The 22,474-nt window shown below is 70.6% G+C and carries 16 protein-coding genes; 8 read left to right on the top strand and 8 right to left on the bottom strand.

The genetic code is table 11. The features are described 5' to 3' along the window. Window positions 1-33 precede the first annotated feature (33 nt). The 4 genes from IEY86_RS09700 to IEY86_RS09685 all read right to left on the bottom strand — a co-directional run bounded on the left by IEY86_RS09700 (window position 34) and on the right by IEY86_RS09685 (window position 6,792). Entirely contained in the window at window positions 34-3,882 is a 3,849-nt protein-coding gene (locus IEY86_RS09700; RefSeq protein WP_189131156.1) for a multifunctional oxoglutarate decarboxylase/oxoglutarate dehydrogenase thiamine pyrophosphate-binding subunit/dihydrolipoyllysine-residue succinyltransferase subunit, read from the bottom strand. Window positions 3,883-4,099: 217 nt separating this feature from the next. After that, entirely contained in the window at window positions 4,100-5,137 is a 1,038-nt protein-coding gene (locus IEY86_RS09695) for a sensor histidine kinase (protein ID WP_189131305.1), read from the bottom strand. A 130-nt stretch (window positions 5,138-5,267) separates the two neighbouring features. Beyond that, complete coding sequence (locus tag IEY86_RS09690) at window positions 5,268-6,008, bottom strand: response regulator transcription factor (protein WP_189131155.1); 741 nt, start codon at window positions 6,006-6,008, stop codon at window positions 5,268-5,270. A gap of 85 nt (window positions 6,009-6,093) precedes the next feature. Next, window positions 6,094-6,792, bottom strand: coding sequence for a spermidine synthase (locus tag IEY86_RS09685; RefSeq protein WP_189131154.1), 699 nt, complete (start codon window positions 6,790-6,792; stop codon window positions 6,094-6,096). A gap of 156 nt (window positions 6,793-6,948) precedes the next feature. Here IEY86_RS09685 and lon point away from each other — a divergent pair, with 156 nt between their 5' ends. Then, on the top strand, window positions 6,949-9,327 hold the full coding sequence (gene lon / locus IEY86_RS09680) for an endopeptidase La (protein ID WP_189131153.1): 2,379 nt from the start codon (window positions 6,949-6,951) through the stop codon (window positions 9,325-9,327). Between the two features lie 92 nt (window positions 9,328-9,419). Here the strand turns inward: lon and IEY86_RS09675 are convergent, their stop codons facing one another. Beyond that, window positions 9,420-10,460, bottom strand: a complete 1,041-nt coding sequence (locus IEY86_RS09675; RefSeq protein WP_308425122.1) for a methyltransferase domain-containing protein — start codon at window positions 10,458-10,460, stop codon at window positions 9,420-9,422. Window positions 10,461-11,624: 1,164 nt separating this feature from the next. Here IEY86_RS09675 and IEY86_RS09670 point away from each other — a divergent pair. Further along, window positions 11,625-12,743: an NsdA family TPR-like regulatory protein gene (locus tag IEY86_RS09670; RefSeq protein ID WP_229698285.1), complete on the top strand. Its 1,119-nt coding sequence runs from the start codon at window positions 11,625-11,627 to the stop codon at window positions 12,741-12,743. 432 nt (window positions 12,744-13,175) lie between these two features. On the opposite strand, the gene IEY86_RS09665 is transcribed toward IEY86_RS09670, so the two are convergent. After that, window positions 13,176-13,904 carry a FadR/GntR family transcriptional regulator gene (locus IEY86_RS09665; RefSeq protein WP_189131151.1) on the bottom strand — a complete coding sequence of 243 codons (729 nt, stop codon included), beginning with the start codon at window positions 13,902-13,904 and terminating at the stop codon, window positions 13,176-13,178. A gap of 217 nt (window positions 13,905-14,121) precedes the next feature. Between IEY86_RS09665 and IEY86_RS09660 the strand changes: the two genes are divergently transcribed. Further along, window positions 14,122-15,426 carry an enolase C-terminal domain-like protein gene (locus IEY86_RS09660; RefSeq protein WP_189131150.1) on the top strand — a complete coding sequence of 435 codons (1,305 nt, stop codon included), beginning with the start codon at window positions 14,122-14,124 and terminating at the stop codon, window positions 15,424-15,426. On the opposite strand, the gene IEY86_RS09655 is transcribed toward IEY86_RS09660, so the two are convergent. Continuing rightward, window positions 15,427-16,266, bottom strand: coding sequence for a lysozyme (locus IEY86_RS09655; RefSeq protein ID WP_189131149.1), 840 nt, complete (start codon window positions 16,264-16,266; stop codon window positions 15,427-15,429). A 283-nt stretch (window positions 16,267-16,549) separates the two neighbouring features. On the opposite strand from IEY86_RS09655, the gene IEY86_RS09650 reads away from it, so the two are divergent. Together IEY86_RS09650 and IEY86_RS09645 are read left to right on the top strand one after the other, a co-directional pair. After that, window positions 16,550-17,086 carry a YbaK/EbsC family protein gene (locus IEY86_RS09650; RefSeq protein WP_189131148.1) on the top strand — a complete coding sequence of 179 codons (537 nt, stop codon included), beginning with the start codon at window positions 16,550-16,552 and terminating at the stop codon, window positions 17,084-17,086. Between the two features lie 14 nt (window positions 17,087-17,100). Further along, window positions 17,101-17,559, top strand: a complete 459-nt coding sequence (locus IEY86_RS09645) for a MarR family winged helix-turn-helix transcriptional regulator (RefSeq protein WP_189131147.1) — start codon at window positions 17,101-17,103, stop codon at window positions 17,557-17,559. Window positions 17,560-17,585: 26 nt separating this feature from the next. Here IEY86_RS09645 and IEY86_RS09640 read toward each other — a convergent pair whose 3' ends face one another. Then, the gene (locus IEY86_RS09640; protein ID WP_189131146.1) at window positions 17,586-18,431 is read right to left on the bottom strand and encodes a hypothetical protein; all 846 of its coding nucleotides are present in this window, start codon (window positions 18,429-18,431) and stop codon (window positions 17,586-17,588) included. Between the two features lie 463 nt (window positions 18,432-18,894). On the opposite strand from IEY86_RS09640, the gene IEY86_RS09635 reads away from it, so the two are divergent. Genes IEY86_RS09635 through IEY86_RS09625 form a run of 3 tightly spaced genes read left to right on the top strand, consistent with a single transcriptional unit; the run spans window position 18,895 to window position 22,465 of the window. After that, entirely contained in the window at window positions 18,895-21,525 is a 2,631-nt protein-coding gene (locus tag IEY86_RS09635; RefSeq protein WP_189131145.1) for a sensor histidine kinase, read from the top strand. Next, window positions 21,522-22,055, top strand: a complete 534-nt coding sequence (locus tag IEY86_RS09630; RefSeq protein ID WP_189131144.1) for a roadblock/LC7 domain-containing protein — start codon at window positions 21,522-21,524, stop codon at window positions 22,053-22,055. Before IEY86_RS09635 ends, IEY86_RS09630 begins: the two co-directional genes overlap by 4 nt. Next, window positions 22,052-22,465: a DUF742 domain-containing protein gene (locus IEY86_RS09625; RefSeq protein WP_229698284.1), complete on the top strand. Its 414-nt coding sequence runs from the start codon at window positions 22,052-22,054 to the stop codon at window positions 22,463-22,465. The genes IEY86_RS09630 and IEY86_RS09625 overlap by 4 nt, the downstream gene beginning before the upstream one ends. Window positions 22,466-22,474 lie beyond the last annotated feature (9 nt).

The following is a 22,474-nucleotide window of genomic DNA, read 5'->3' as shown; positions in this document are numbered from 1 at the left end:
TCGAAGGTCCCGCGGACCCTACTCACTCAGCCGTCAGAGCGAGTAGACCTCGTCGATGATCTCCTGCTGCTGCGCCTGGTGGCGCTTCGCCGAGCCCACCGCGGGCGACGAGGACGACGGACGCGAGACACGGCGCAGCCGGTCCGCGTTGTCGGGCGCCGCACCGAGGACCAGGTCCAGGTGGTCGATCAGGTTGAGCGCGATGAACGGCCAGGCACCCTGGTTCGCCGGCTCCTCCTGGGCCCACACGTACTTCTGGGCCTGCGTGTACTTGGCCAGCTCCGCCTGGATCTCCGCGCCGGGCAGCGGGTACAGCCGCTCGATGCGGACCAGCGCCGTATCGGTGATCCCGCGCTGCTGACGGGCCGCGTCCAGGTCGTAGTAGACCTTGCCGGAGCAGAAGACGACCTTGCGGACCGCCGCCGGCTCGACCTTGGAGTCGCCGATGACCGGCTGGAACTGCCCGCTGGTGAACTCCTCCACCTTCGAGGTGGCGGCCTTGAGCCGGAGCATCGACTTCGGGGTGAAGACGATCAGCGGCTTGTGGTGCGGGTTGTGCACCTGCCAGCGCAGAAGGTGGAAGTAGTTCGACGGCAGGGTGGGCATGGCCACCGTCATGTTGTTCTGCGCGCACTCCTGGAGGAAGCGCTCGATCCGGGCCGAGGAGTGGTCCGGGCCCTGGCCCTCGTAGCCGTGCGGCAGCAGCAGGGTGACGCCGGAGGTCTGGCCCCACTTCTGCTCGGCCGAGGTGATGAACTCGTCCACGATGGTCTGGGCGCCGTTGACGAAGTCGCCGAACTGCGCCTCCCACATCACCAGCGTGTCCGGGCGGGCGAGGGAGTAGCCGTACTCGAAGCCCATCGCCGCGTACTCGCTCAGGAGCGAGTCGTAGACGTTGTACCGGGCCTGGTCCGGGGACAGGTACAGCAGCGGGGTGTAGTCCTCGCCGGTGTCGCGGTCCACCAGCACCGCGTGGCGCTGGCCGAACGTGCCGCGGCGGGAGTCCTGTCCGGCGAGCCGGACCGGCGTGCCCTCCATCAGCAGCGAACCGATGGCGAGGGTCTCGCCCATGGCCCAGTCGATCGTGCCGTCCTCGACCATGGCCGCGCGGCGCTGGAGCTGCGGCAGCAGACGCGGGTGGACGTGGACCCGCTCGGGCAGGGAGACCTGGGACTCGGCGATCCGCTTGACGACCTCCTGGGAGATCGCCGTGTTCACGGCCACCGGGAACTCCGGCTGCGCCTGCGGCACCTCGGCCGGAGCCGGGGCGGACGCGGCCTCGCGGACCTCCGTGAAGACCTTCTCCAGCTGGTCCTGGTAGTCCTTGAGCGCCTGCTCGGCCTCTTCCAGCGTGATGTCGCCCCGGCCGATCAGCGACTCGGTGTAGAGCTTGCGCACCGAGCGCTTCTTGTCGATCAGGTCGTACATCAGCGGCTGGGTGAACGACGGGTTGTCGGCCTCGTTGTGACCGCGGCGGCGGTAGCAGATGAGGTCGATCACGACGTCCTTGTTGAACGCCTGGCGGAACTCGAAGGCCAGCCGCGCCACGCGGACCACGGCCTCCGGGTCGTCGCCGTTGACGTGGAAGATCGGCGCCTCGATCATGCGCGCGACGTCGGTGGCGTACATCGACGAGCGGGACGCGGCCGGGGCGGCGGTGAAGCCGACCTGGTTGTTGATCACGACATGCACGCTGCCGCCGGTGCGGTAGCCGCGCAGCTGCGACATGTTGAGCGTCTCCGCCACGACACCTTGGCCCGCGAAGGCCGCGTCGCCGTGCAGCAGGACCGGCAGGACAGTGAAGTCCGTGCCCGCCTTGTTGATGATGTCCTGCTTGGCGCGGGCGACACCCTCGAGCACCGGGTCGACCGCCTCGAGGTGCGAGGGGTTCGCGGTCAGCGAGACCGCGATCTGCTCGCCGTCGAGACCGGTGAAGGTGCCTTGGGCGCCCAGGTGGTACTTCACGTCGCCCGAGCCGTGCATCGACTTCGGGTCGAGGTTGCCCTCGAACTCGCGGAAGATCTGGGCGTACGACTTGCCGACGATGTTCGCCAGGACGTTGAGGCGGCCGCGGTGGGCCATGCCGACGACGACCTCGTCCAGGCGGGACTCGGCGGCCGCGTCGAGCACGGAGTCCAGCAGCGGGATGACCGACTCGCCGCCCTCGAGCGAGAAGCGCTTCTGGCCGACGTACTTGGTCTGGAGGAACGTCTCGAACGCCTCGGCGGCGTTGAGGCGGCGCAGGATCCGCAGCTGTTCCTCGCGCTCCGGCTTGGCGTGCGGGCGCTCGACGCGGTCCTGGATCCACTTGCGCTGCTTGGGGTCCTGGATGTGCATGAACTCGATGCCGGTGGTGCGGCAGTACGAGTCGCGCAGCACGCCGAGGACGTCGCGCAGCTTCATCATCGACTTGCCCGCGAAGCCGCCGACCGCGAACTCGCGCTCGAGGTCCCACAGGGTGAGGCCGTGCTCGATGATGTCGAGGTCCGGGTGCTTGCGCTGGCGGTACTCCAGCGGGTCGGTGTCGGCCATGACGTGGCCGCGGACCCGGTAGGAGTGGATCAGCTCGAAGACGCGGGCGGCCTTGTTGACGTCGTCGTCGTGCGTGGCGTCGATGTCCTTGAGCCAGCGGACCGGCTCGTAGGGGATGCGCAGCGCCTCGAAGACCTCGTCGTAGAAGCCGTTCTCGCCCAGCAGGAGCTGGTTCATCACCCGCAGGAACTCGCCGGAGGCGGCGCCCTGGATGACCCGGTGGTCGTAGGTGCTGGTCAGCGTCATGACCTTGGAGATGCCCAGGCGGTTCAGGGTGTCCTGGGACGTGCCCTGGAACTCCGCCGGGTACTCCATCGCGCCGACGCCGACGATCAGGCCCTGGCCGGGCATCAGCCGCGGCACGGAGTGGACGGTGCCGATGCCGCCGGGGTTGGTCAGCGAGGCGGTGACCCCGGTGAAGTCGTCCATCGTCAGCTTGTTCGCGCGGGCACGGCGGACGATGTCCTCGTACGCCTGCCAGAACTCGAAGAAGTTGAGCGTCTCGGCCTTCTTGATCGCCGCGACCACCAGCTGCCGGTCGCCGTTCGGCTTGACCAGGTCGATGGCGAGGCCGAGGTTGACGTGGTCGGGCTTGACCAGCGTCGGCTTGCCGTCCTTCTCGGTGAACGAGTGGTTCATCGAGGGCATGGCCTTGAGCGCCTGCACCATCGCGTAGCCGATGAGGTGCGTGAAGGAGACCTTGCCGCCGCGGGCGCGCTTGAGGTGGTTGTTGATGACGATGCGGTTGTCGATCAGCAACTTCACCGGGATGGCGCGCACGGACGTGGCCGTGGGCAGCTCCAGGGAGGCGTTCATGTTCTTCGCGACGGCGGCGGCGGGTCCCCGCAGCGTCACGAGCTCGGGCCCCTCGGCGCCCGCCGCGTCGGCGGCCTTCGCGGCCGGCTTCGGCGCGGGCCTCTCAGCCGGGGTGGCGGGCTTGGCGGCGGGCGCGGCGGGCGCGGCGGGCGCCGCCGGGGGAGCGGCGGCAGCCGGAGCGGGCTTCGTCGAGGCCGGTGCGGGGGCGGTCTCGGCGGGCTGCGCCGTCGTGGGGGCGGATGCGGTGGCGGCCGAAGCCGCGGCCTGCGGCGCGGGCGCCTGGTCGGCGTCGGCGCCGGGGGCCACGGCGGAACCCGTGTCCGGGCCGGGCTTGTAGTCGGCGAAGAAGTCCCACCAGGCTCGGTCTACCGAGTTCGGGTCCTGGAGGTACTGCTGGTAGATCTCGTCCACGAGCCACTCGTTCGGGCCGAAGCCCGCGGCCGGGCTCGCGCCCGCTCCGTTCGAGTCTGTCGTGGAGGAACCGCCCGGTCGAAGACCGGGGGAACTCGATGTATTGGGGGACTGTGGCGACACGGCGGCAACCGCCCTCTTCCGCTTCCTTGAATGGTGGACAGCGGGAAACAAGGCTACGCCTACCCGCAGGGTTCATGCAGGTCCCAACCGTTTGTCGTCGCGCAAGTCACACCCGACGTCTGGTTTCAGGGCCGTCTTTGGCGGGAATTGTCCTTGGCTCCCGCCGCGTGCTCGCACGCGGTCATGGCGAAGATCTGCTGGTCAGGGCCAGCCTATGTCAACGTGGCGGTTGAGCCGAGCCCGGAAGGGTGACCCTTATCCGGCAGCCCCTCGTGGATTCGGCCACCCCGATGTGCCCGCCGTGCAGATCGACCGCCCACCGGGCGATGGCCAGGCCCAGCCCCGTTCCGCCGTCGCTGCCGGGGCCCTTGCCCGTCGAGGCGATACCGCGGTTGAAGCGGTTGAAGACGCTCAGCCGCTCCGCCTCCGGGATGCCGGGGCCCTCGTCCTGGACCTCGAGCACCAGGCTGTCCGGCTCGGTCCCCGCGCGGGCGCTCACGGCGACCTTGCCGCAGGGCGGGCTGTGCTTGACCGCGTTGTCGATCAGGTTCGCCGCCACCTGGTGCAGCCGCTCGGGGTCGGCGAACGCGGCCAGCTCCGGCGGGGAGACGTCCAGGTGCAGATGGACGTCGTCGCGGCCGCGGGAGCCCTGGGCCTCGACCTTCGCCGTGCGCAGCACCCCGGACAGGAACGGCCAGACCTCGAACTCCCGGGCGTTCAGCGGCACCACACCGTTGTCCAGCCGGGACAGGTCGAGCAGGTGGTCCACCAGGCGCCCCAGGCGCTCGGTCTGCGTGAGCGCCGTCCGCATGGTCTCCGGATCGGCGGCCGAGACCCCGTCCACCACGTTCTCCAGCACCGCCCGCAGCGCCGAGATCGGGGTGCGCAGCTCATGGGAGACGTTCGCCACCAGCTCCTTGCGGTGCTGGTCCACGGCCTCCAGGTCCGAGGCCATGCGGTTGAACGTGACCGCGAGCTCTCCCAGCTCGTCCCGGCGCCCCGTGCGCACCCGGCGGCTGTAGTCGCCGTGCGCCATCGCACGCGCGGCGTCCGTCATCTCTCGCAGCGGGGAGGTGAGGCCATGGGCGATGAGCTGGGTCAGCAGCATGGAGGCGATGATCGAGAAGATCGTGATGACCCGCAGCTGGGTCTCCGTGCGGATGGCCACGATCACCAGACCGGTGGTGATGAAGACCGAGACCACCACCAGTGTGGACAGCTTGGTCTTGATGGAGAACGGCTGGACCTCCTCCATGAGCCGCTTCCACGGCCCGCCGGTCACGCGCTCCGCCTCCCGCACCCGGCGTTCCCGGGAACTGGCGCGGGCGGCAGCGGTCTGATCCATGCGGGTGCGTCCCCCTGGAGTGCGGGCTACGGTCCGGACGTCAGGGCGCCGGGGTCTCCAGCGCGTAGCCGACGCCGTGAACGGTGCGGATGCGCTCCGCGCCGATCTTGCGCCGCAACGCCTTGATGTGGCTGTCCACGGTACGGGTGCCGGAGGCGTCGGCCCAGTCCCAGACGTCCGCGAGGAGCTGCTCGCGGGACAGCACCGCGCGAGGGGTCTGCGCCAGGCACACCAGGAGGTCGAACTCCGTCGGCGTCAGGTGGACGTCCGCCCCGCGCACCCGCACCCGGCGCTGGGCGTGGTCGATCTCCAGGTCCCCCAGGTGCAGGGTCCCCGAGCGCGGGGTGCGCGCGGCCATGTCGGCCCGCTCCACCCGGCGCAGCAGGACATGGACCCGTGCGGCCAGCTCACGCATCGAGAACGGCTTGGTCATGTAGTCGTCGGCGCCCACGCCGAGGCCCACGAGCATGTCGGTCTCGTCGTCGCGCGCGGTGAGCATGAGCACGGGCACCGGGCGCTGGGCCTGGACCCGGCGGCAGACTTCCAGGCCGTCGAAGCCGGGCAGCATCACATCGAGGACCAGCAGGTCGGGCTGCCAGGCGTGCGCGGCGTCCACGGCGCTGGGGCCGTCGGGGGAGATGTGCACGGAGAAGCCCTCGGCACGCAGGCGGGCGGCGATGGCCTCGGCGATCGTCGGCTCGTCCTCGACGACCAGGACTCTTCGCTGAGCGCCCTGCCCGACCGATCCGTTGCTGCTCTGAGGTGCTTGCGTCATGTCCATCCGCCCCGCCCCGTGGCTCCCCGTGAAAAAACTCCTGGCCGCAGCGTACGGGGCTCGCCCCACCCGGTGCACCGGGCATCCGGAATCATGCCTTCCTCCGGGCGATGTGCACGACGTCGGGCACGCCCCGGTCCACGGGGACTTCCAGGGTGACCACGTCGGTGAAGCGCTCGCGCAGGCGTTCCTCGAACGGCGCGGAGGGCTGGGCGCTCCACACGGCCAGCACGCCGCCGGGGGTGAGCCGGGTGTGCAGGGCGGCGAGTCCGGTGGGGCCGTAGAGGCCGCTGTTGTCGTCGGTGACGGTCCAGTCGGGGCCGTTGTCGATGTCGAGGCACAGGGCGTCGAAGGTCTCGCGCGTGGTGCGTATGTGGCCCACCAGGTCGGCGAGGACGATCTCCACTCGGGGGTCGTCCAGGGCGCCGCGGGAGAAGGGAGCCAGGTGGCCCTGGCGGTGCCAGTCCACGACGGCCTGCTCGCGCTCGACGACGGTGATCCTGGCCCAGCCGGGCCGGGCGGCCGCCTCGGCCAGGGAGAAGCCGACGCCGAGGCCGCCGATGAGCACGGAGGGCTCGGCGGTGCCGGGAAGGAGCGCGTCCATCGCGGCGTTCACCAGGAGCCGCTCGGAGCGGCCGTCGCCGGTGTCCATGAGAAAGCAGCCGTTGGCGATGATCTCGTAGGCCGCGTCCGGTCCATCCCCGCGGCGGCGCAGTGCGACCTCCCCGTGGGGCCCGTCCCGCCGGTCGACGGTGACCGGCGGCGCCTCATTCGTCATGCGAGCGGTCATGGGCCCCATCTTCGCAGGCCCGGGCCGGGCTTCTCCGGGGGTTGAGGGGCCTGGTGCGAGGGGGTGTTCGCTCAGAGCGAACATTGGCTGGGGAACATCAGGAGCATCAGAAGCATTGAGTCCATGGAGCTCAACTTGTCTATCTTGGGAGATGTCATGGCACTGACCCTGCCTGTTCTGCCGCTGGACGACGCTGTCGTGCTGCCCGGGATGGTCGTTCCCCTGGACCTGTCCGACAACGAGGTGCGGGCCGCCATCGAGGCCGCCCGGGCCACCGGCGACAAGAAGCCACGGGTGCTGCTCGTGCCACGGATCGACGGCAAATACGCCGCTGTCGGCACCCTGGGCACGGTCGAGCAGGTCGGCCGCCTCGCCGACGGCGACCCGGCGGCGGTGATCCGCGGCGCCGGGCGGGTGCGCATCGGCGCCGGCACCACCGGCCCGGGCGCCGCCTTGTGGGTCGAGGGCGAGCGGGTCGAGGACCCGAAGCTGGGCGACCCCCTGCCGGGGGCGGTCGCCGAGCTGATGAAGGAGTACAAGGCGCTCGCGGCGAGCTGGCTGCAAAAGCGCGGCGCCTGGCAGATCGTCGACCGTATCCAGGGCATCGAGGACCCCGGAGAGCTCGCGGACAACGCCGGATACTCCCCGTTCCTCACGACCGAGCAGAATGTGAAGCTGCTGGAGACCACGGACCCGGTGGAGCGGCTGAGGTTCGCCCTCACCTGGCTGCGTGACCACCTCGCCGAGCAGGACGTGGCGGAGACCATCCGCAAGGACGTCCAGGAGGGGATGGACAAACAGCAGCGGGAGTTCCTGCTGCGGCGCCAGCTCGAGGCCGTCCGCAAGGAACTCTCCGAGCTCAACGGCGACCCCGAGGACGAGGCCGACGACTACCGCTCCCGGGTGGAGGCGGCCGACCTGCCCGCGAAGGTGCGCGAGGCGGCGCTCAAGGAGGTCGACAAGCTGGAGCGGTCCTCCGACGCCTCTCCCGAGGGAAGCTGGATCCGCACCTGGCTGGACACCGTCCTGGAGCTGCCCTGGAACACCAGGACCGAGGACGCCTACGACATCCCCGGCGCCCGGGCGGTGCTGGACGCCGACCACTTCGGTCTGAACGACGTCAAGGACCGCATCGTCGAGTACCTGGCCGTGCGCAAGCGGCGCGGTGACCGGGGCCTCAGCGTCGTGGGCGGGCGTCGCGGCGGCGCGGTGCTGGCCCTCGTCGGGCCGCCCGGTGTCGGCAAGACCTCGCTCGGCGAGTCCGTGGCGCGGGCGATGGGACGGGAGTTCGTCCGCGTCGCGCTCGGCGGTGTCCGGGACGAGGCGGAGATCCGCGGCCACCGGCGTACCTACGTCGGCGCGCTGCCGGGCCGTATCGTGCGGGCGATCAAGGAGGCGGGCTCGATGAACCCCGTCGTCCTGCTCGACGAGATCGACAAGGTCGGCTCGGACTACCGGGGCGACCCGGCGGCCGCCCTGCTCGAGGTGCTGGACCCGGCGCAGAACCACACGTTCCGCGACCACTACCTCGAGGTCGAGCTCGACCTCTCCGACGTGGTCTTCCTGGCGACGGCAAATGTGCTGGAGTCGATCCCCCAGCCGTTGCTGGACCGGATGGAGCTCGTGCAGCTCGACGGCTACACCGAGGACGAGAAGGTCACCATCGCGCGGGACCACCTGCTCCCGCGCCAGCTGGAGCGGGCGGGTCTCGGCGCGGACGAGGTCGGCGTGGACGACGAGGCGCTGCGCAAGCTCGCCGGCGAGTACACGCGGGAGGCCGGTGTCCGGTCGCTGGAGCGGGCCGTGGCCCGGATCCTGCGCAAGCTGACCGCTCAGCACGAGCTGGGAGACCGTGAACTGCCGGCGGCGGTGGGCGTGGACGACCTGCGCGGCCTCATCGGCCGCCCCCACCACACACCCGAGTCGGCCCAGGACCCGGCGGAGCGGCGCACGGCCGTGCCCGGCGTGGTCACCGGTCTCGCGGTGACGGGAGCGGGCGGGGACGTGCTCTTCGTCGAGGCGTCCCTGGCCGACCCGGAGACGGGTGGGACGGGGCTTCAGCTCACCGGGCAACTGGGTGACGTGATGAAGGAGTCGGCGCAGATCGCGCTGTCGTTCCTGCGGTCGCACGGGGCGGAGCTGGAACTGCCCGTGAGTGATCTGAAGGATCGGGGTGTCCACCTGCACGTGCCGGCGGGCGCGGTCCCGAAGGACGGGCCGAGCGCGGGTATCACGATGACGACGGCGCTGGCGTCGCTGCTGTCGGGGCGGTTGGTCCGTCCGGACGTGGCGATGACGGGTGAGGTGTCCCTGACGGGACGGGTGCTGCCGATCGGCGGCGTCAAGCAGAAGCTGTTGGCCGCGCATCGGGCGGGGATCACGACGGTGCTGATCCCGCAGCGCAACGAGCCGGATCTGGACGATGTCCCGGCGCAGATCCTGGACCGCCTGACGGTCCACCCCGTCTCGGACGTCCGCCAGGTCCTGGCATTGGCGCTGGAGCCGTCGGCGGCCGAGGAGAAGGTGGCGGCGTAGGCGGTAGCCACCGCGCGAGCGGGGCGCCCCCGAGGTGGGGGCGCCCCTTTTCGTTGATGAGTTCGGCTTTTGGGTGCCGGGCGGGTCAGCTGTCACCGCAGATCAGTTGGTTGCGGCGCGCCGACGTCTTCGGCTGGGTCGTCCAGCCACACCCGATCACCCTCGGCGGTAACCGTAAGACCGAACCGGGAGTGCCCCGGCTCACCGCGCGCTGTCCACCACCGATAGGCCGCCTCGACTTCGTCCCACAGCCGGCGCGGCCCCGACTGGTAGACCGTGGCCTCCGGCTCGCCGGGGCGGAACACGGCGGCAGCCCATGACCGGGTCGTCAGATCGAAGAACCACGCCTTGTCCTCCGCCTCCGACCGGTTGACGACGTGGGCGCAGTCGGGCACGCGCAGCCCCGTCACGAACCGCACGGGCTCGTAGCGATCCCCCAGGTCCGACAGAGCGACCGTCGTACTGGACATGTCGGCGTCGCCGGGGAACTCCGGGACGTGCTCACGGAACCGGTTCCAGTCCAAGCGCTGGTCCCGCAGCTTCATGAACTCGACCATGCGCAGGAACGGGCCTGTGGCGCGGCCGTCCTCCTCCACGGTCAGCCGCACCAATGCGTCCTGATCGCTGTAGTGCGTCCCCCAGGGGGCAAGGATGATCCCGCCCGGCCGAGTCTGCTCCAACCAGCGCGGCGGAACAGCTCGCACCCCCGCCGTGACGATCACGCGGTCATACGGTGCCTTGTCCGGCCAGCCGTCCCCGCCGTCCCCTCGGACCACCTCGGGGGTGAGTCCGGCGCGTGTCAACGCGCCTCGGGCGTGCTCGGCCATCACCGCGTCGATCTCGACGCTCACCACGTTCCCGCTGCCCAACCGGTGGGCGAGGAGTCCGGCGTTCCAGCCGGTGCCGGTGCCGATTTCGAGCACCCGCATTCCGTCGCTCACGCCCAGATCTCGCAGCATGGCGGCTACGACTGACGGCATACTCGCCGAGCTGGTCGGCACGGTCCCCGGCTCCGTACCCGTGTGCTGTCCGTCGTCCCACTGGGTGACCAACGGGACATTCGCGTACGCGGCCTGCTCCCACCCTTCGGGGTTGTCGGTCCCTGAGACGGGCGTACTTCGGCCGGTCGCCATGTCGTGAGCCCAGACGAGATCAGGCAGGAACAGCGATCGCGGTCCGGCCCTGAACGTCTCCGCCCAATCGGGTGTCAGGGCTCCGGATTCGAGGAGGGACCGCACCAGTTCGTCGCTGGCGCGGCCTTCCTGCTCAGTGCTGGGCCTCACTTGCGGTGCGTTCCGTCGCCGGGCGGCATCTCACCACCCGGGGGCGGCGGGGGCGGCGTCCAAGGAGTGCCGGGGGTGTCCGTCGCCTCCCTCCCCACCGCCACCGGCAGCGGCGCGCAATGTGCACCTTCGCGCAGTCTTCAAGGCTGTACCTCCCTCGGATGCGGCGCGAGACCATCCCGCGTCGTCGTGCACTTGCGATCCACTCCGGCCCGCTCGGCTGTCCATGATTCCGCCGACCGGAACGGGAGTCCTAGGTGCTCGCTCTGGCCAGGGACGTCGTAGCCGTCACGGCTGGATCACCACGCCGAACCGGTCGCGGCTCCACCCTTGGCGCTCGCCTTCGCGGCACCACGGGCAGACGTACGGGGGCCACCGGTCAGTGGTGGGCCGGAACCACGGGCGAGGGACGACGACCGTGACCGGCTGCACGTCGCCGATCTGTAAGCCGCCCTCGCCCCGCCGGTACGTACGGAGGTGAATGGAGCTCGTCAGGGGCGTCACTCTCGTTCCCCCAGCCACTCAACGAACCGCATGGCCAGACCCGCATGGACGGGACCGATCTCCATGAACGCTCGTCCGTGGACCGGCGAGCACGCCTGGGTCTGCATCGAGAACCGACAGCTCGCCAAGGCCAAGTGCGGTTCCGCCGCCACCCGTTCGCCGACCTGCCACGCTTCGGCTGCCTGCTGGGCCGTCACCATGGGGTACCTCGCGTCTCGTCCGCTCACTGATCAGACCGTGTCGCCGTTTCTCCCAGGCAATCGGGGACTGCTGCTCCGCACCACGGCAGAAGTGCCGCATCGCTGCTGCATTTCCGCTGCATCACTGCGGTGCAGGCGCTGCACCGGATACGCTGACCTGGCGAAACGGCACCGGGAAGGAGGACAGGCATGGGGAACGAGCGGGAGCGCCTCGCGGATCGCAGGAAGACGTGCGGATACAGTCAAGAGGAATTCGCGAACGCGTTGAAAGTGGACCGCACCACAGTTCAGCGTTAGGAGAAAGGAGGCAATGGGCCGCAGCCTTGGCTTCGGCCAAGGATTGCTAAAACTTCTGGCGATTACTATGGATGAGCTCGAAGCGCTCCTGGTCCTTGATGCCGTTGCAGTTCATCGGCCCGCCGGCCAGCGGCCTGTGAATGGCGCCCACGCCAATGACGACGAACTTGACGCGCTTGAGTTGGTGCGACGCGTAGAAGCAAGTGACGTCGGAGCGGAAACGCTGAATCGGCTTGAGTCCGCGTTTGACGAATTAGCTACAGCCTATCCAGTTGCACCGCCCCAAGAGCTCCTGAGCGGGGTGCGCAGACACTCCGCCTATGTGGCTCACCTTATGGACGCGAGAAAGACTCTCGATGAGCAACGGCGGTTGCTCACAGTTGGAGGTTGGCTTTCCCTGTTGGGGGCCACGCTGCATATCGATCTCAACCAACAGCACGCCGCGACGGCCCGTTTGCGAACTGCGGCAACTCTCGCCCAACACGTCGGCCATGCGGAAATTCAAGCGTGGTGTTATGAGACGGATGCTTGGCGGGTACTCACGGACGGCGATTTCCTGCACGCCGTGGAACTGTCGAGGATTGCACAGCGCCTTGCTCCAGTTGGAAGTTCGGTATCCATTCAGGCAACCGCACAAGAGGGTAGGGCGCGAGCACGGCTTGGCCATGTGAAAGAGACGTACGCCGCCATTGACAGGGTGCAGATGATGTCAACCACCCTGGAAAGACGGAAACGTCCCGAGCATCATTATCAATACGACCCCGGTAAATCAACAGCGTATACGGCAACCACTCTCGCTTGGATAGGCGACCCTGCCGCCGAAAGGTACGCACGGGAAATTATCGCGAACCTTGGTCCAAGCGATGAAATCAGCAAATGGCCACGCCGTGTCGCCTCGGCAAATATTGACTTGGCGTTGGCCTTGTTGACGACTGATCGACTGGACGAAGCGTGCGACGCCGCACAGAAGGCCATACAGTCCGGACGTGTCGTGCCATCGAATCATTGGCGAGTCCTGGAAGTTGTCAAGGCGGTCGAGGCTCGACAGTTGCCGGAAGCCTCGGACTTGCGTGAGGCATATCAGGGCTTGAAAGCCTCCCCTCCTGGCGGCGATCGCCCGGATTCGAGCTGAGGTGGTTTGTGTCGCCAACGGTGAGCGCACCACAGCCAAGGGACCACAGCGGCACGCGGGGCCGCGTGCCGGGTGCCGGGTGCGGGCCAAACGACCCCCGTACCCCCCAGCCCATCCTCGGGCACGGGTCACCTGCGGTGCCGACCCCGCTCGCTCCCCCTGCGAGCGCTTTTGTCTTTCGTGCGGAGCACGCAGCACCGGCCGCCACTTGGCGGGGGGACCGTCAGTTCGGCGGCAGGCGCCCCCTGCGGTGGTGTTTTCGGTCCCCGCGTGGAGCGCGGCTGACCAGTCCGGCGGCTGAACCGCTCGGACACGCCTCCGAAGCCGAGGCCCGCCTGCGGGGCCAGCCGCCGCCGGGGCAGGGGCGCCGTTCCCGCGCGGAGGGCGCCGGCGGCGGTGCCGTCGGTTTTACGGCGCACTCCGCCGAGGGGGTCACCTCCAGTCGTCCATGTGCGCTCTGAGCCAGTCCTCCACCTCTGCGATGTGGACCGCCGCCGCCGCGCGGGCGGCTTCTGGGTCGCGGGCCGCCAACGCCCTGTGGATCCGGGCGTGGTCCTTGCGGACCTGAGCGAACACTCCCGGCTCCTGGCGCCCGCGCCCCAGACGGGCGCGGAAGGTGCGGCTGGACAGGCCCTCCACGATCGCCGCCAGGGTCGGGTTGCCCGCCGCCGCCACCACCGCGCGGTGGAACGCCAGGTCCTCCGTCAGCAGCTCCTCCGGGTCGTCCGTGTCCTCCATCGCCAGCAGATGGCGTTCGACCTCCGCCAGCTCCGGCTCCGTGATCCTCGCCGCCGCCATCGCCGTCGCCGTCGGCTCCAGCAACCGCCGAACCTGAAGGAGCTCCAGCAGCTGCTCCCCCCGCACGACCTCCGCCATCAGGCCGAACGTCTCCAGCAGGTCCCCGGCCCCCAGCTCCGTCACATAGATCCCCGACCCATGCCTCGCCTGGAGGACACCCAGCACCGTCAGCGCCCGGATCGCCTCCCGCATGGAGCTTCGCGACAGGCCGAGCTGTGCCGCCAGATCCCGCTCCGTCGGCAGCCGCTGCCCCGGCCTGAGCTCTCCCGCCGCGATCATCTGCTTGATCTGCTCGATGGCCCGCTGGGTCACCGTTCGTCTGCCCGGCGCCACCTCGGCCGCCGGTGTAGCGAGTCCGTCCATGCCCCCGTCCCCTTCCGCGCTGTACATGCGTCCGTGCCCCCGTCGGTCGTGCCCCCGTCGGTCTTGCCATCGCCAGACATTGTGCCCCCCACCTCAATGGTCAGACCAATGTGCTGCAACGGTGAGGTTCTGAGGAAGAAAATCCCATACAGGCCCTGTTCCAACCATAAAGAGGTCTGATAAATATTCTTACACTTGCGACGAAGGGACAGACCGCATGGCGTCCGTCATCACCGCTGTGGACATCCACGACGTGCGGTTCCCCACCTCCTTGGAACTGCACGGCTCGGACGCGATGAACCCCGACCCCGACTACTCGGCCGCCTACGTGGTGCTGCGGACCGACGGTCCGCAGCACGAGCACGGCCACGGCTTCTGTTTCACCATCGGCCGCGGCAACGAGGTCTGCACCGCGGCCATCCGCGCTCATGCCCCGCTCGTCGTCGGGCGCAGCGTGGACAGCGTCGTCGCCGACCTCGGCGGCTTCGCCCGCGATCTCGTCCGTGATTCCCAACTGCGCTGGCTCGGACCAGAGAAGGGCGCCGTCCACATGGCCGCGGGCGCCATCGTCAACGCCGCCTTCGACCTCGCCGGTCGCGCCGCCGGCAAACCCGTGTGGCGGCTGCTCGCCGACATGGAACCCGAGCGGATCCTGGGCCTCGTCGACTGGCGCTACCTCACCGACGCCCTCACCCCGGACGAGGCCCTCGGCATCCTCCACCGCGCACGGCGGGGCCGCGAGCAGCGCATCGCCCACCTCCTCGCCGACGGCTACCCCGCCTACACCACCACCCCCGGCTGGCTCGGCTACACCGACGAACGGCTCGCGGAGCTGTCCAAGCAGGCCGTGGCCGAGGGCTTCAGCCAGATCAAGCTGAAGGTCGGCGCCGATCTCGAGGAGGACGCCCGCCGCCTGAGGGTCGCCCGGGACGCCGTCGGCCCCGACATCCGGATCGCCGTCGACGCCAATCAGCGCTGGGACATCGCCGACGCCATCACCTGGACCAAGGCCCTGGCCCCCTATGAGCCCTACTGGATCGAGGAGCCCACGTCACCGGACGACGTACTCGGCCACGCCGCCGTCCGCCGTGCCGTCGCACCGGTCAAGGTCGCCACCGGCGAGCACATCCACAACCGGGTCGTCTTCAAGCAGTTCCTCCAGGCCGGTGCCCTCGATGTGCTGCAACTCGACGCCTGCCGGGTCGGCGGTGTGGCCGAGAATGTCGCGATCCTCCTGCTCGCCGCCAAGTTCGGTGTCCCGGTCTGCCCCCACGCGGGCGGGGTCGGCCTGTGCGAGTCCGTCCAGCACCTGGCGATGTTCGACTACGTGTCCGTGAGCGGGTCCCTCGACGACCGCGTCATCGAGTACGTCGACCACCTCCACGAGCACTTCACCGATCCGGCGCGCGTCCGCGCCGGCCGCTACCTCGCGCCCACTGCCCCCGGTATGTCGACGCGGATGCACGACGAGTCCCTCCAGCACTACCGCTTCCCCGACGGGCCGGTGTGGGCGGGCCGCTGATCAGCCGTTGGCCAGGGCCTGGAGCCGGTCGTAGGCCCCGTTGAACCAGTCCTGGTCGCCCGGGAAGGTGCCGGACGAGGCGTACTGCCAGATCGTGTGGTAGGCCCATCCGGCCGGGAGGGTGCCGGGGCTGGAGGAGTAGCGCGCGATCCAGAGCGGGTTGGTGGCGCCGAAGCCGCTGCTGTTGCCGGTGCAGGTCACCCACCAGTTGGTGCTCGTGTAGATGGTCGGGTAGCGGCCGGTGCGGGCGAGCACGGTGTTGCTGAAGTCGCGGATCCAGTTGGTCATGCCCGCTTGGCTCAGGCCGTAGCAGGTGGCGCCGTAGGGGTTGTACTCGATGTCGAGGGCCGGCGGGAGGGTCCTGCCGTCCCGGGACCAGCCGCCGCCGTGGTCGACGAAGTAGTCGGCCTGGGCGGCGCCGCTGGAGACGTCGGGCAGGGCGAAGTGGTAGGCGCCGCGGATCATGCCGACGTTGTAGGAGCCGTTGTACTGCTGGGCGAAGTAGGGATTGGTGTACGTGGTGCCCTCGGTGGCCTTGACGTAGGCGAAGCGGGCACCGTTGTTCCACGCGGTGGCCCAGTCGACATTGCCCTGGTGGCTGCTGACGTCCATTCCGCCGGTCTGGGCCACCCGTGGCCGCGGTGGGTCGTTGTCGGACCCGCCGCCTTCGTGGGCGAGGACGGTGGAGCCCGCCCAGTCGGCCTCGGGGTGGGGGATCCGGCCCCTGCCGCCCGCCGTGGCGGTCGCGGGCAGGGTGATCACCAGGGCGAACACGGCGGGCAGCGCCATGAGGGCGGTGCGCGGGGAACGACGTGCCGAGCCGGGTCTGTGCACGAGCATGGTGCCTCCGCCTTTGGTGTGGCCATGACATGTGAGGGTGTGTGCGGAGAAGCGGCGGTGAAAGGCTCCGCCGACCACGCCGTTGGTCTATACCACCAGGGGGAAGCCGTCGGCTCCGAGGATCGCCGTGCCGACATCCGTAATTTCATCTGCCTGGCGTAACGGAGGTCGCGCGGCCGGTGCCCCGGATACGGCCGGCACCCGGGATACGACCGGTGCCCCGGATACGGCCGGTACCCCGGATGCGGCCGGGACGGCTGCCCGCCGCCACTAGGCTGGCGGTATGCCTGATGCGCCTTTCGGGACCTTCACCGAAGCCTGGCCCGCCACCGAGCGGCCCGACCTGCTGGCCGAGCCCGTCGCGGCCGTGATCGCCTCCCTGGAAGGGGCGGTCGTCGTGGACACCGACCCCGAGGTCGCCGACACCGCCGCGTTCTGCGAGCGGTACGGCGTCACGATGGAGGAGTCCGCCAACTGCGTGGTCGTCGCCGCCAAACGGGGCGGGGAGACCACCCTCGCCGCGTGCGTCGTCCTCGCCCACACCCGCGCCGACGTCAATGGGTTCGTCCGCCGCCACCTGGGTGCGCGCAAGGCCTCGTTCGCACCCCGGGAGATCGCGGTCGCCGAGAGCGGCATGGAGTTCGGCGGCATCACCCCCGTGGGCCTTCCCGACTCCTGGCCCCTGCTGATCGACCGGGCCGTCCTGGACGTGCCCTGGGCCGTCATCGGCAGCGGCGTGCGCCGCTCCAAGATCCTCGTTCCCGGCAAGTCGCTCGCGGGCCTGCCCGGGGCGCAGGTCCTCGACGGCCTGGCCGGCTGAGGGATACTCGTCCGATGGTGGATGAGGCCGGAGCAGGCGTCGAAGGCGCGCTCGAGGAGCTGGAGCGCGAGCTTTCCGTCCTGCTGCGCCGGGCCCGGGCTTCGATGGGCGAGATGGCCAGGGAGCTGCACTCCGAGCTGGAGCCCGGTGCCTACGGGCTGCTCGTGCGGCTGGAGCAGGTCGGCTCGGAGCGGGCCACCGACCTCGCCGCCTACTTCGGCGTCGGCAAGGCGACGATGAGCCGCCAGCTGAGGGCGCTGTGCGACCTCGGCCTGGTGGCCCGCGAGCCGGACCCGGCCGACGGCAGGGCTTATCTGATGAAGCTCACGGAGGAGGGGCGGCGACGGTTCAACGGCGTCCGCGAGGCCCGGCGCGGCCGCTACCTGGAGCTGATGAAGTCCTGGGACCGCGGCGAGGTCGCCGAACTCGCCCGCCTCCTCCACCGATTCAACGAGCACGCCGAGCAGGCATAGGGCGGCCCGCTCGAGACCGTCCCGGGCTACCCGAGCTCCACCAGCACCGCCGTGGCGTCGTCGTGCGCCTTCCAGCGAGGGTGCTCGGTCGTCTCCAGATCCGCCTTCTCGGCCGCCCGCACCCGCGCGATCAGCTCCGCGGGCCCCTCCTTGCGCAGCAGCCCCATGCTGCTCGCCCAGTCGGCCACCCCGAACAGCTGGACCAGCCGGGTCGCCCCGTCCGTGAGCGCCGCCACCGCCCGCACACTCTCGCGCTCCACCGTGCCGGTGACGGCCCGTCCGGCGACCGAGGGGTCGGCGGCCGCGGTGAAGAAGCCGCCCTCGGCGTTGCGCAGCGCCTCCACCGCGGTGCCGTACTCCGCCGCGGCGGCCGCCCGTTCCGGCGAACCCGGGGGTAGCGCCCGGTAGGCCCGGCCCAGTTCGCGCACCCGCTCCGGCAGGCTGCCGAGCCGGTCGTCGAGGACCGCGTCGACCCCGGTGTCCCGCTCCAGCAGGAGGACCGAGTCCGAGAGCACCAAATACTCCAAAGAGCTGTCAGACCACCGCACAGCAACCGCGGTTGCCTGCGGGGTCCGAACATGAGAAAGGTCACACCGCCCACGGTGGGCGGCGGCCGTCCGCTCGATGGCCCCGCCCAGGCACTCGCCCAGGGTCAGGGAGGGGTGAGAAGCGGACAGTTCGAGCATCGCCCCGCCGAGCCGCGAGGTGTACCAGGGGACTCCGTGGACGCATCCGTCGTCACCGCGCGGCGGTGTCACCCCGTCGAGCACGACCAGCGTCCCACCGCGTCCGCCCGCGGGAAGCGCGACCGACGCGAAGTCCTCGTTGGGGCGGTCCGGGGTGCCGGGCTCGGAGGCCAGTTCAACGCGCATGCGGCCATTCTGCCCCGGCCTGGTCGGCATCTGTTCGAACACTGTCGTCCCGTACTGGTGTGCTACTACCTGGGGTAGCGGGCGCATCCTGGCAGGACGCCGTCACCCCTTTCAAATCACGGCCCCCACTGACCACTAGTGGTCTGTCCAGGGAGTGACTGCCCCCTTGTTCGGCACCACACCTGTGATGTTCACTCATTCGGGTGTCTCAGCGGGGGACGCGCGACACCCCCGGGCACTGGCTGCAAAGGTCGAGGCCATATGCCGGGGTGGGTTTCGATCGCGCGTGCGGCAACCGTGGAGCTGACTCGAGGTCACCTCGGCGTCAGTGTACGAGCGCGAAACGAGATTGCGAGATCCGGTGCGGACAAGGCGAAAGCCGCTGAAAGCGGCGCCCGCTGTGTTGGCCGGGGGTGCGGCCCCCGGAGCTTCGGCCGAAGCCGAGAGTGCCGTACGGGCACCCATGGGCGCCGCGCCCCCGCGCAAGCGCGTGCGCAGCCGCTTCCTTGCCCTGATCGCCGTCTGCGTCGTCGCGGTGGTCGCCGTGGGCGCTCCCGGCGTCGTCGGCGCGGCCGGGGACCTGAGCGAGTCGCAGCGGCTCGACGATCTGGGCGAGTTGAACCGCAGGGCCGTCGCCCTGTCCCACTCCCTCGCCGACGAGCGCGACCAGATGGCCGTGTTCATCGCCGCCGGACGCTCCACCTCGGGCGGTGCGGGGCTCACCGAGTCGCAGCGCACCCGGGTGGACCGGCAGGCCGCCGAGGTCCGCCGCAGCGCCGCCGACGTGGACCCCGGTGACGACCCCGCCGTCGCCGACCGCACCGAGGCCGTCGGCAAGCTCCTGGCCACCCTGCCCGACCTTCGCCAGCGCTCGTTGTCGGGGCCCGGATCGGCCAAGGCGGCGTTCGACTCCTACACCCGCATCATCGACGCCCTCGGCGGTCTCGGACGAGCCGTCGTCGAGGCCCTGCCCGGCCGCGCCGCCGACGCGGACACCACCGCCCTGCCCGCGCTCGGCAGGGCCGTCGAGCAGGCCTCCGCCCAGCGCGGCCTGCTGCTGTCCGCGCTCGCCGCGGGCGGCTCCCAGCCGCCCTACGTGCGCGCGGCCCAGCAGGCGGGCGTGCGCGAGGAGGCGGCACTCGCCGACTACAACGCGACCGCGTCCACCGCCGCCCAGGACCGGTACAGCGAGACCGTCACCGGCAAGGAGGTCGACGACGCCGAGGCCATGCTGCGTCGGCTCACCGACCAGCCCCGCCTGTCCGGGAACGACTTCCGGCTGCGCATCGACGACGTCGAGTCCGCGCTGACCGCCCGTATCGACCGGATGCGCAGCGTCGAGTCGTCGCTGACGGGCGACGCCGCCTACCGCCTCGAGAGCATGCGCAACGAGGACGTGGTCGACCTCGAGCTGACCCTCGCCCTCCTCGCCCTCGGCGCGCTCGTCGTCCTCGGTTTCACCGTCCAGGTCTCGCGCTCCGTCGTCCGCCCGCTGGCCGCGCTGCGCAAGGCCGCCGACGACCTCAACGGGCGGGTGCTGCCCCCGCTGAACCGCAGGGACGTGCGCACGCCGGAGCCCCGGCCGGTGTCCGTCACCGCCAGGGACGAGTTCCGTTCCGTGGCCGAGGCCGTGAGCGGTCTTCAGGAGGCCGCCGTCCGTCTGCACGGCGAGCGTGGCGCCCTTGCCTCCGAGCACGGCGGACTGCTGGGCGTGCGCGACGCCCTGGCCGCCGAAAGGGACGCGCTGCTGCTCAAGCAGGAGAGCCTGCTCGCCGAGCGCGACTCCCTCCAGGTCAATCTGCACAACACCTTCGTCAGCCTCTCCATGCGCACCCTGTCCCTGGTGGAGCGCCAACTGGCGCTGATCGAGCGCCTGGAGAACCACGAGCAGGACGCCGAACAGCTCGAGAGCCTCTTCCAGCTCGACCACCTCGCCACCCGGATGCGGCGCAACGGCGAGAACCTGCTGGTGCTCGCCGGTGAGGAGCACTCGGCCGGCTCCCAGCGCGGCCCGGTCCCGCTGATCGACGTCCTGCGTGCCGCCATCTCCGAGATCGAGCGGTACGAGCGGGTGCGCATCCAGTTCATGCCCGCCACCTACATGACGGGGTTCGCCGCCGATGACACCAGCCACCTCGTGGCCGAACTCCTGGAGAACGCCACGGCGTTCTCGCCCCCGCAGTCCGATGTCGAGGTCAGCGGCTGGGTGCTGGAGAACGGCGAGGTGATGCTCTCCGTCGAGGACCGCGGCATCGGGGTCCCGGCCGACCGCCTGGCCGAGCTCAACGAGCAGCTGAACGGCTCCAACGCGCACGAGGAGGACGCCACCCGCAGCATGGGCCTGTTCGTGGTGGCCCGCCTCGCCCGCAGGCACGGCATCCGGGTGCAGCTGCGCGAGATGCGCAAGGGCGGGGTGACCGCGGTGGTGGTCCTGCCGCGTGACGTCGTGGTGGCGCCCGAGCAGGGCGAGGCGCCGCAGGTGCCCGTTCCCCAGCCGCGCGACGGCGACCGGGAGCCCAAGGCCCTGGCGCGGTGCGCCTCCCGGCGCCTGGAGCGGATCCGGAAGGACGCTCCGGCTCAGGGGACACCGCCTCCCGCCGCACTGGGCGCGACCGCGAGCCCCGCGAGCCCCGCGAGCCCCGCGACTCATGGCGTTCCGGCTCCGAGGGTGGGTGGTCCCGCCGAGGAGGGCGAGGGCGGCGAGGAGCACTCCCGGCCCGACGGGGACACCCCCGAGGAGCCGCCGACCCGGCCGAAGCCGGCCCGGAAGGCACCCCCGGCCCAGGAACCGGCCGCGGACGAGCCGCCGAGGCTCACCAGGGCCGGGCTGCCCAAGCGGGTGCCCAACGCCGGCTCCCTGCACGGTGGTCCGGCCCCCGTGGCGCGCAGGAAGGGCCGGACCGAGGACGGCGGCGAGACCGGTGTCCGGGGCAGAGGGGTCGGGGAAACGGCCGGGCGCGCCGCAGGGGTGAGCGCCGAGGAGCTTCGGCGCAGGCTCGGCGGCTTCCAGCGGGGCCTGCTCGACGGCCGCAGGGACGCCGAGGCGGCCGTGGCCGACCTCGCGGACACGGATGATGGGGAGGCACGCGGTTGAACGCGGCACGGACGGACGCGGAAGGGCTCAGTACCGGAGCGCAGAATCTGCAGTGGCTGCTGGCGAACCTGGTCACCGAGGTGCCGGGTGTGCGGTCGGTGGCCGTGGTCTCGTCGGACGGGCTCCTGCTCGCCTCGTCCGAGGGCAGACGCGGCGGTGACGGCGAGGGCGAGTCCGACAGCCCGAGCGCGCGGGAGGACGGTCCGGCCGATCCCGAGGGTCCGGCCGATCCCGAGGGTCCGGCCGACGGTTCGGCGGAGCTGTCCACCGTCGTCTCCGGACTGGCCAGCCTCACCGACGGGGCGGCCCGTCTGATGGAAGCCGGTCCGGTCAAGCAGACCGTCGTGACGATGAACGATGGGCATCTGTTCGTGATGTCGATAAGCGACGGATCGCTGCTGGGGGTCCACGCGGCCGCCGAGTGCGATCTGAGCGTCGTGGCCTACCACATGGCGCTGTTCGTCGGCCGGGCCGGGCATGTGCTCACCCCGGAGCTGCGGGTGGAACTGCGCCGCAGCATGGAGCGGTGAGGCGCGTGCTGGGCGCGGATCCAGCTCTCCCCGTGCGCGGGCCCGGACGTCCGTCCCGTGTCCGCCCGTACGCGCTGACCGGTGGCCGTACCCGCTTCGGCCATGTCCTGCTCGTCGAGACCATCGTGGCGACGATCGATGCCCCGGAGGAGCGCCGGGAGCTGTCGGGCGGGGTGTTCAGCGAACGCGGCATGCCGGAACTGCGGGCCATCGTCGAGCTGTGCCGCAGGATGCGGTCGGTCGCCGAGGTCTCCGCGCTCCTGCGCATCCCCCTGGGGGTGGTGCGGGTGCTGCTCAGCGACCTGGCGGACCAGGGGCGGATCAAGGTCCACGGGACCGGTCGGCGGGGCACGGCCTCGCCGGACCACGCGATTCTCGAGAGGGTGCTCAGTGGACTTCGAAGGCTCTAAGGCTGCCGG

The sequence above is a fragment of the Wenjunlia tyrosinilytica genome (assembly GCF_014646055.1).
GTDB lineage: Bacteria > Actinomycetota > Actinomycetes > Streptomycetales > Streptomycetaceae > Wenjunlia > Wenjunlia tyrosinilytica.
Note: the sequence above shows the minus strand (reverse complement) of the source record. Positions and strands in the feature narration are given on the sequence as shown.